At 48.8% G+C, this 7,754-nt stretch carries 6 protein-coding genes and 3 pseudogenes; 5 read left to right on the top strand and 4 right to left on the bottom strand.

Annotated features, from left to right (window positions below; genetic code table 11):
• Positions 1-306, bottom strand: a pseudogene (locus tag AB3R30_RS26290) (IS1/IS1595 family N-terminal zinc-binding domain-containing protein); the annotation flags it as partial.
• 164 nt (positions 307-470) lie between these two features.
• Here AB3R30_RS26290 and gltX point away from each other — a divergent pair.
• The 5 genes and pseudogenes from gltX (at position 471) to AB3R30_RS26265 (ending at position 5,415) form a co-directional block, all read left to right on the top strand.
• On the top strand, positions 471-1,919 hold the full coding sequence (gene gltX / locus AB3R30_RS26285) for a glutamate--tRNA ligase (RefSeq protein WP_458652166.1): 1,449 nt from the start codon (positions 471-473) through the stop codon (positions 1,917-1,919).
• A gap of 57 nt (positions 1,920-1,976) precedes the next feature.
• The gene (locus AB3R30_RS26280; RefSeq protein WP_458652165.1) at positions 1,977-2,471 is read left to right on the top strand and encodes a hypothetical protein; all 495 of its coding nucleotides are present in this window, start codon (positions 1,977-1,979) and stop codon (positions 2,469-2,471) included.
• 129 nt (positions 2,472-2,600) lie between these two features.
• A pseudogene (locus AB3R30_RS26275) lies at positions 2,601-3,339 on the top strand (IS982 family transposase).
• A gap of 174 nt (positions 3,340-3,513) precedes the next feature.
• Positions 3,514-4,257 carry a histidine phosphatase family protein gene (locus AB3R30_RS26270; RefSeq protein WP_458652167.1) on the top strand — a complete coding sequence of 248 codons (744 nt, stop codon included), beginning with the start codon at positions 3,514-3,516 and terminating at the stop codon, positions 4,255-4,257.
• A 219-nt stretch (positions 4,258-4,476) separates the two neighbouring features.
• Entirely contained in the window at positions 4,477-5,415 is a 939-nt protein-coding gene (locus AB3R30_RS26265) for a hypothetical protein (RefSeq protein ID WP_458652164.1), read from the top strand.
• A 118-nt stretch (positions 5,416-5,533) separates the two neighbouring features.
• On the opposite strand, the gene AB3R30_RS26260 is transcribed toward AB3R30_RS26265, so the two are convergent.
• The 3 genes and pseudogenes from AB3R30_RS26260 to AB3R30_RS26250 form a co-directional block, all read right to left on the bottom strand.
• Positions 5,534-5,842 (bottom strand): hypothetical protein, encoded by a 309-nt coding sequence (locus tag AB3R30_RS26260; protein ID WP_458652163.1) that lies wholly within the window; start codon positions 5,840-5,842, stop codon positions 5,534-5,536.
• A 122-nt stretch (positions 5,843-5,964) separates the two neighbouring features.
• Positions 5,965-6,965 (bottom strand): annotated as a pseudogene (locus AB3R30_RS26255) (ISAzo13-like element transposase-related protein).
• Positions 6,966-7,365: 400 nt separating this feature from the next.
• The gene (locus AB3R30_RS26250; RefSeq protein WP_458652162.1) at positions 7,366-7,644 is read right to left on the bottom strand and encodes a hypothetical protein; all 279 of its coding nucleotides are present in this window, start codon (positions 7,642-7,644) and stop codon (positions 7,366-7,368) included.
• Positions 7,645-7,754: the final 110 nt, after the last annotated feature.

Below are 7,754 nucleotides of genomic sequence, written 5' to 3'. Positions count from 1 at the left end.
GCTCGTCGAGTTCTCCTATCTCTGGAGTCGTTTCTGGGTCGTAAGCATCTGGTAACCGTTCTCCCACTTGCTTCACCTAGTGAATCACAGTCGTGTGATGGACTCCTGTGACGCGCTCAATCCCTCTAAACCCCATGCCGTTGACGTACATTTTAAGCAGGTCGCTTTAATTTCATTGGAGTACCCTTTGGGGGCTGTATAGACATCAATAAACTGGCGATGACAATCGACACCGATGTGATTTTGCTTACCTCGCATCTTACTGTTCTTACGGATATGACTAGAATCACACTCAGGACATTGCATTAGGTTTAGCCTCAATTCATGGCTCCATTATGCAACGCCGACATCATGATTGCTGTATGGAACGACTTCATTCAGAATCCAAAGCATTTCTGAACCAGAAGAGTCTGTGCGGGGCTACAAAGTTCAGATAGCATAGGAAGATTACAATTTTTGAGAGTTTTGCTGTGACTGTTCGCGTTCGTATTGCTCCAAGCCCCACCGGTAGTCTTCACATTGGCACGGCTCGAACTGCCGTCTTCAACTGGTTGTTTGCGCGTCATCACGGCGGCACCTTTGTCTTGCGGATTGAAGACACCGATCTGGAGCGCTCCAAGCCGGAGTTTACCGAAAACATCATGGCAGGCTTGCAGTGGTTAGGATTGAACTGGGATGAAGGTCCTTTTTTCCAGAGTCAGCGGCTGGAATTGTATGGTCAGAAAATTCAAGAATTGCTGGATAAAGGGTTGGCATATCGCGCCTATGACACCCCCGAAGAATTGGATGCCATGCGAGAAGCTCAGAAGGCAAACAGTGAAGCACCCCGCTATGATAATCGCCATCGAGATTTAACGGCAGAGCAACAGGCGGATTACGAAGCTGAAGGGCGGACAGCGGTGATTCGGTTCAAGATTGAGGGCGATCGCGAAATCACCTGGAACGATTTAGTACGCGATACCATCACCTGGAAAGGACAAGATCTGGGTGGCGACATGGTAATTGCCCGTGCCGCTTCTGCCACGAGCATTGGGCAGCCTCTCTATAACTTCGTTGTTGTCGTCGATGACATTGATATGGCGATCTCTCATGTGATTCGCGGCGAAGACCACATCGGCAATACGCCCAAGCAAATTCTGCTGTATGAAGCCCTGGGTGCGACAGTGCCAGAATTTGGGCACACGCCATTGATTTTGAATGAGCAGGGCGCGAAGCTTTCCAAGCGAGATGGCGTTACTTCCATTTCAGATTTTCAAAAAATGGGATATGTCGCTCCTGGATTGGTCAACTACATGACTCTGTTGGGCTGGTCGCCACCTGATTCAACCCAAGAGATTTTTACCCTAGAAGAGGCTGCTAAAAATTTCAGCTTCGATCGCGTCAACAAAGCCGGAGCCAAATTCGATTGGGACAAGCTCAACTGGCTCAACAGCCAATATCTACACGCCATGCCTGCTGCTGAGTTAACCGATTTGCTCATTCCCTACTGGCAAGGGGCGGGCTATGAATTCGATTGGGCTGGGGAACGCCCTTGGTTGGAGCAAGTTACCGCATTAATTGGTGCCAGCCTCACCCGGTTAGATGATGCGATCGCCATGACGCGCTATCTGTTTATTGCCGCTGCCCCGATTAATGAAGAGGGCGCAAAGAAATTGCAGCAGGTCGGCTGCGCTGATGTGATTAAAGGCATTGCGGCGGCGATTCCCAACCATTCCCCCCTGACGGAAACAAACGCGCCGGAGATCATTAAGCAGGTCGCCAAAGATTTGGAGCGTAAAGAAGGGCAACTGAAGCCAATTTTGCGGGTTGCGCTCACGGGGGAAACGAAGGGACCTGATTTGATTCAGTCTTGGCTACTGCTGCATCAGCGGGGGTGGGATGGCGAGCGCCTGCAAGCCGCATTAGAGATTGCAAACTAAGGAACTCTAATTTGGCGTTATCGTCATCAAGAGTCAGCAGTTGAACGAGCGTGAACCATGGCAACCGGAATCAATTTCAATCGACCAGAGTTCAATCGACCCAAGTGGAAAAGGATCATAGTGGCGATCGCATCTGTTGCTGCGACGCTGAATGTCTGGGCTTACATTGCCCAATCGCAGCCTGCCAGCGTCAATCTTAGCCCCCAATTTTCTCCTGTTGAACTGCGTGGCACAACGGGCGGCGCTACGCCAGTCAATGAAATTACCGGACGAGCAGCCACTCCCACAGGACTTTGTACAGGCTTTGCCAATTCTGCACCGTCGCACACGATTGTCTTAAAAGGATTTACTGAGTCGCTCAGAATTTTGGTAGAAAGCTCAGAGGATACTGCCCTAGCGATTCGAGGACCGGGTGGCGTTTGGTGTAACGATGATTTTGTGGGCAAGAATCCGGGTGTAACCGGACAATGGTTAGCGGGTAAGTATGAAATTTGGGTCAGTTCCTATGCTAAAAACCGAACAGCGCCCTATGTGTTGAGGATTAGGCGATAGGTAAGGAATAGGGACAGGGAACAGGGAATAGGGAATAGGGAACAATACGCGATGTGCAACTAAGTTCTTGCAAGAAAAGTCCCACTGGACAATGCTAGAAGTACAACCTATCTAGCTGGAGTGGGACTGATGTTTACTATTGAAGAGTTTATCATCGCTGTTTTTTGCTGTGTAGATGACTTGCTTAAGGAGGTACCCCAAGGGCAACCGATTCGAGCAAGAAGTGCTGACGATGGAAATTGTGGCATACAAGGCACGGCTCCAGCAACGGTTAGCCGCCCAACTCGGTGCATTTGCCGAAGCAGTCCACCTCGTCGATGGCATCCCCATCCCTTTGTGCGGCTTTAGTCGGGCACCGCGATGTCAAAGTTTCAAAGGAGACGCAGCCTATGGCTACTGCGCGGCAAAAAAGCAGACTTACTATGGGTTTCATGGTCATTTGCTCATTAGTGCCACCGGGGTGATTACCGGCTTTACTCTGACTCCAGACAATGGCAGTGAGCGAGAAGCGCTCTGGGACATCGTGCGCACGGTTCGCGGTCTTTTGATTGGTGACAAAGGGTATCTTTCGCAGCCACTCCAGCATCAACTCCAAACGGTCGGCATTCAACTAGAAACGGCGTTGTGTTCTAATATGTCCGATCAGCGAAACCCCGCTTGGGTCAAACTACTCATGCGGGTGCGACGACTCATTGAAACCGTGATTGGGCAGCTTGTCGAACGATTCTCAATTGAAAAAGTGTGGACACGCGATCTGTGGCACTTGACCAGTCGGCTCAATCGCAAGCTGCTAGCTCACACTGTCTGTCGATGGCTCAATCGTCACAACCTTCTCCCGTTGCAGTTCGAGCAGTTTGTGTCAGACTAATTCTAGTTGCACATCGCGTAAAATAAACAGCGATCGCACATAGAGCAGGGTTTAGGATTTAGAGTCTGAAGTATAGTCCCCAACTCAAAACTCAAAACTTCCCCGCCTCCCTTTTCTCTAGGCAAATCCTAGGGGCGATAGACTAAAAGACTGTGGAATTTGTAGGACGTGCTTATGCATGGAGTGATGAAACTGCTGTTTATTCGTCATGCTCAATCGGTTGGCAACCAAGAAAAACGAATGCAGGGGCATGGAGAGTTTGCGCTTTCTGAGGTGGGCAGACAGCAGGCAGAAAAACTGGCGCGACGATTGCTGACCGAGGGATGGCACCCTTCCCAGGTTTACACCAGTCCGCTGACGCGAGCCGCACAGACGACCCAGATTTTGGTGGATTACTTTTTGACTGCGCCACTTCCGGCGGCGGTGAGTGATTTAATTGATGCAACGGCGATGGCGGGTGAGGGTGCGGAGGGAGTTAGCCGCAAAATTCCGGTTCGGCTTGCGGATGAACTCAAAGAGTTTCAAAACGGCATTTTTGAGGGGTTGACATGGGCGGAGGCAGTCAGTCGATATCCCGATCTTTGCCATAGGCTGGAAAATTCGCCGGATTGGATTTTGATTCCGGGGGCGGAGTCGCTAGAAGCTGCCCGATCGCGATCGCGGCGATTTATCCAGACTTTGTTACAGCAGCATCGGAATGGCGATCACCTCTGGATCATGACTCATAGCTGGATTTTGCAACACTTAATTGCGGAACTGATGGGCAGCGATCGCTCATGGCGGCTACGTGCCCACAATACTGCCCTATTTGAATTTTGGATTGATCGCGATCGCTGGGAGCGTACCGACCAAAACCGGTTTAATACCGATCTTTGGCAAGTTTATCGATTCAATGACTGTCAGCATTTACAAAGTTAGCATTGCATTTTGACCAACTTGAGTTATCGTATTCACACCAAATAATATCGATTGCGAAATATGTTATGTGGGATACGATCGCGATTACAATTTCGGTAAGGTTTGCGTTTGCAATTCCCTTTAGCTAATTCCTAACCAATCGGCTCAATAACCCGATTACGGAGCAGGCACCCGTTCAAGTAAAGCATTAATTCAGTAGTTATCTGCCACGGATGAGCCATGACAAATGAGGCGAACGACATTTTCAAACAGGCAAGGCAGGGAAGCGTTGCAGCCATTATTCAAGTGCTGAATGAAAAACTGGCAGATTCTGGGGTGCGAACCCGCGCTATTTTTGCCGATGGCATCCTGCAACTCTTGTGTGAAGGGGTGACGCTAGAACAGTTGGATCAAACCCCGCTGGTGGAACGAATTCGGCAAATTTTGGAGGAAATCGCGCCGCGCAACATTCGTCGAGTCAACATTAACAGCCGGATTGTCCGCGAACAGCAGTTACTTTGGCTAGAGGAGATTAGCCGAGATCCCGTTAAACAAGTGTTGTGGTCGGAAGAAATTCTTTTAAAGAAACCCAATCTATTGAAGCAATGGTCGGATGATTGGAGCGATCGCAGTGCAGCACAGGCAAAATCTGATGTGACAAAAGCCTCTGTAGTGAAACCAAGGCTCAGCAAACATCGAGAACAAAGTCAGTTTCGCCGGGGCGTGATTGGAGGCGCGATCGTCAGTTGTCTATTGCTAGCAGGTGGATGGGTTTTTCATAACCGTTTTGGCACATCTACTGCAACCAACTTGCAAGCTGAAACCACCAAACCAACTTCTGCTCAATCTAATACCGCATCTCAAACGAAGTCCTCAACTGCTCCTATCAACAATTCTCGCGCCGCCGATGCTTTTGCTGAAGCCGTGCGCCTAGCAGAAAGCACCTCTCAAGCGAGTCAATCCGCAAAATCTTCAGCAGAATGGCTTAGCTTAGCTGCTCAATGGCAAAAAGCCTCAGACTTAATGGCAACCGTGCCTAGCACTGATAATCGCTACAAAACGGCTCAAGATCGAGTAGTCACCTATCGTAAAAATAGCGAAGTTTCTCTAGAAGCCGCCCGGCGAAATCAGAATACCGCCGCACCAGAAACTTCGCCAACTTCTACTGAACCGCTATAGGTGACCAGCTACAATAGCTTCTATTAGCCTCAATGACGTTCCGGCTGAGCGGCTACAAAAACCTTTGCACCCCTAAGATTTGCTTGTTAGTCCATTTTAACTGAGTTATTAGATGGCGTTAGGCTAACGGGAGAAGCTCTAGTTGAACCACATCTTTACTTAACTGTTTATCTTTGTTAATCGATTCACGCTTCAGCCCTAAAAGAATTTGCTGGATGCCATTTTCTGATGAAATTTCATGACAACCAAGCTGGATTAAGTCAGAATTTCCAGCAGGAGGTTGAGCAAAGCATTGAGGAGAAAGCACAAAAACAGGTATGTTCATCGCTATTGCACTCTTAGCAGCATCAAAAGTGCCACTCATCCTTCCTTGACTGTCAACTTCCTGACCAGAAGCTATGACAACTAATGCATCTGAATAAAGCACAGACTAATTTATTCCGCGCTATTGCATTGCGAGCAAGCCATTTATCTATTGGATTGAACTGCGAAGGTACAAAGGTATTGTAAGGAGAAAATAGAGGCTTAAGGAGATTTCTAGGAACAAATCTACCCGCCAGTAGGGCGAATCAGGATGTCCCATTTGGGTAAATCTGGATTGCGCTGCAAACGATTTTCAACCTCACGCATTGCCGTCTTTGAGAGTGAGATTCCCTTTGAATAGGTGCGTTGATTTAACACGACAATCGGATGAATTCCTTTCCAAGTCATACTCTTTACCCATCGCAGCATGGTGTTGACATCTTCCAGTTGAGTCCCATTCCAGTGTTGTTCCAATATCCCCCAACATAGCTCAATGGGATTGTACTTGCTGTGATGAGGCGGATAGTAAAGCAGTTGAATCGGCTTGCCGATTTGGTCACAGAACTCCACCATACGCTTGAGAAATTGAGTGCGAACGCCACTACTTTCCGGTCCATTATCGACTTTGAGTTGGAGCAGTGTTGTTTGGGCTTGTTGCACCGAACTCAAGTCTGTCCACCAAGCTTGGAGAGTATCGACGATAAAATCGCTAGTTTTATAGGAACTCCCAAAATAGATGGACAATTGCCCACTATCCTCATCCACCAGACCACAAGGAATGTACTTCTCCTTGCAGCCTAAATCATGGTCACTCGCCTGATTGTCGCCTCTGGTTTGACCGCCACGAGAATAGTCACCGATGTTGACGGTGGCTTTGCAATCGATGCTCACTCGTTTGACGCTGCCATCGCCTGACTTGCAGTCTTTGGCTTTGATGTTGGCAAAAATCGCATTCGTTTCGGGAAGTTTTTTTGCGGTTTGGCTTTGACGACCGCTTGCAGTCGATAACCCATTCGATTGAGAATCACAGCCATTGTGCTGGGCGCAGGCAATTGCTCTCGGACAAATCCCTGTTGCTGCAATTGAGCAAGCGCTTCTTGGGCAGTTAAGCGGGTATCAGCAATCGAACTTTCAAACGTTGGGTCTTGTTGAGCATGAGCCTCGGCTAGCTCTCGTAGAGCAGTGGCGGCTTCCGGTTGCCGCTCTTCCCAGCGTTTCGTACCCCCATACCCTGCTTGTGCGCCCATACAAACGATTCCAGTTCGCTTTTCTGCCAGTCCAACTTCTACGCTCTCGCGACCCCATCCGAACACTCGCTCCGCCAATCGAGCACTGCCTTTGCAGTATTTCAGCGTCATCTCGGCTTGAACACTGCGCCGTTCGACTCCACGCAGTTTGGATGCTGCCAAACAAAGATCGGCGATTTGTGATGAGCTAAGGTGCGTTTCGGGTTGAGTAAAGCTTTCCAACTCTCCAATTCCTTACTTGTTGGAACGACTGAAAGCATTTTACCCTTGGGTAGTTTCTTTGTCAGAAATCTCCTTGGTTGCACATCGCGTCACCTAACAACATCGCCCGATCTCCAACATTAAATGGATTGCAAGGAAAAAGATGCTGCTATTGTTTGAGCAGATTAAATTGGGTAGATTAAACATCTGGCTCAGATCGTTTGAAGAACTCATTTCCAGCCGCAACCCAAATCAGGGCAAGCACTTTCAGCGGTGTGATCGTGGTTGAAAAAGGCGGTTCCGTCAACACAATCAGCGCGATCGTCCCGAAAAAGCCAGGGAAACAGAGAAACCCCAAAATTCCCAACGTTGATTTCGGGAGGTCACGGGTAGCAACTGTTAAACCTTGAACTACTAAGGCTGCCACTACGAAAGCGAGGAGTAGCGGAATGATTCTCTCTAGGGGAAGTTCCATCATGTAGGCTCCAGATTGCTGTAAAAGGAGGCGTTGCTGAATGAGAATATGATTTACTGAGGGACAGGCACATCACCAAATTTGAGGTAGTGAAGTAGCAACCGAATTGAATG

The sequence above is a fragment of the Sivoneniella epilithica UHCC 1019 genome (assembly GCF_040830845.1).
Taxonomy (GTDB): Bacteria; Cyanobacteriota; Cyanobacteriia; order Leptolyngbyales; family Leptolyngbyaceae; genus ULC077BIN1.
The sequence above is the reverse complement of the archived record's forward strand: the minus strand, read 5'-3'. Positions and strand labels throughout refer to the sequence as shown.

Excerpts from the sequence above, each read along its gene's own strand:
- AB3R30_RS26265 (WP_458652164.1), top strand. The coding sequence starts at position 4,477 with ATGACAAATGAGGCGAACGACATTTTCAAACAGGCAAGGCAGGGAAGC.
- AB3R30_RS26270 (WP_458652167.1), top strand. The coding sequence starts at position 3,514 with ATGCATGGAGTGATGAAACTGCTGTTTATTCGTCATGCTCAATCGGTT.
- AB3R30_RS26250 (WP_458652162.1), bottom strand. The coding sequence starts at position 7,644 with ATGATGGAACTTCCCCTAGAGAGAATCATTCCGCTACTCCTCGCTTTC.
- AB3R30_RS26280 (WP_458652165.1), top strand. The coding sequence starts at position 1,977 with ATGGCAACCGGAATCAATTTCAATCGACCAGAGTTCAATCGACCCAAG.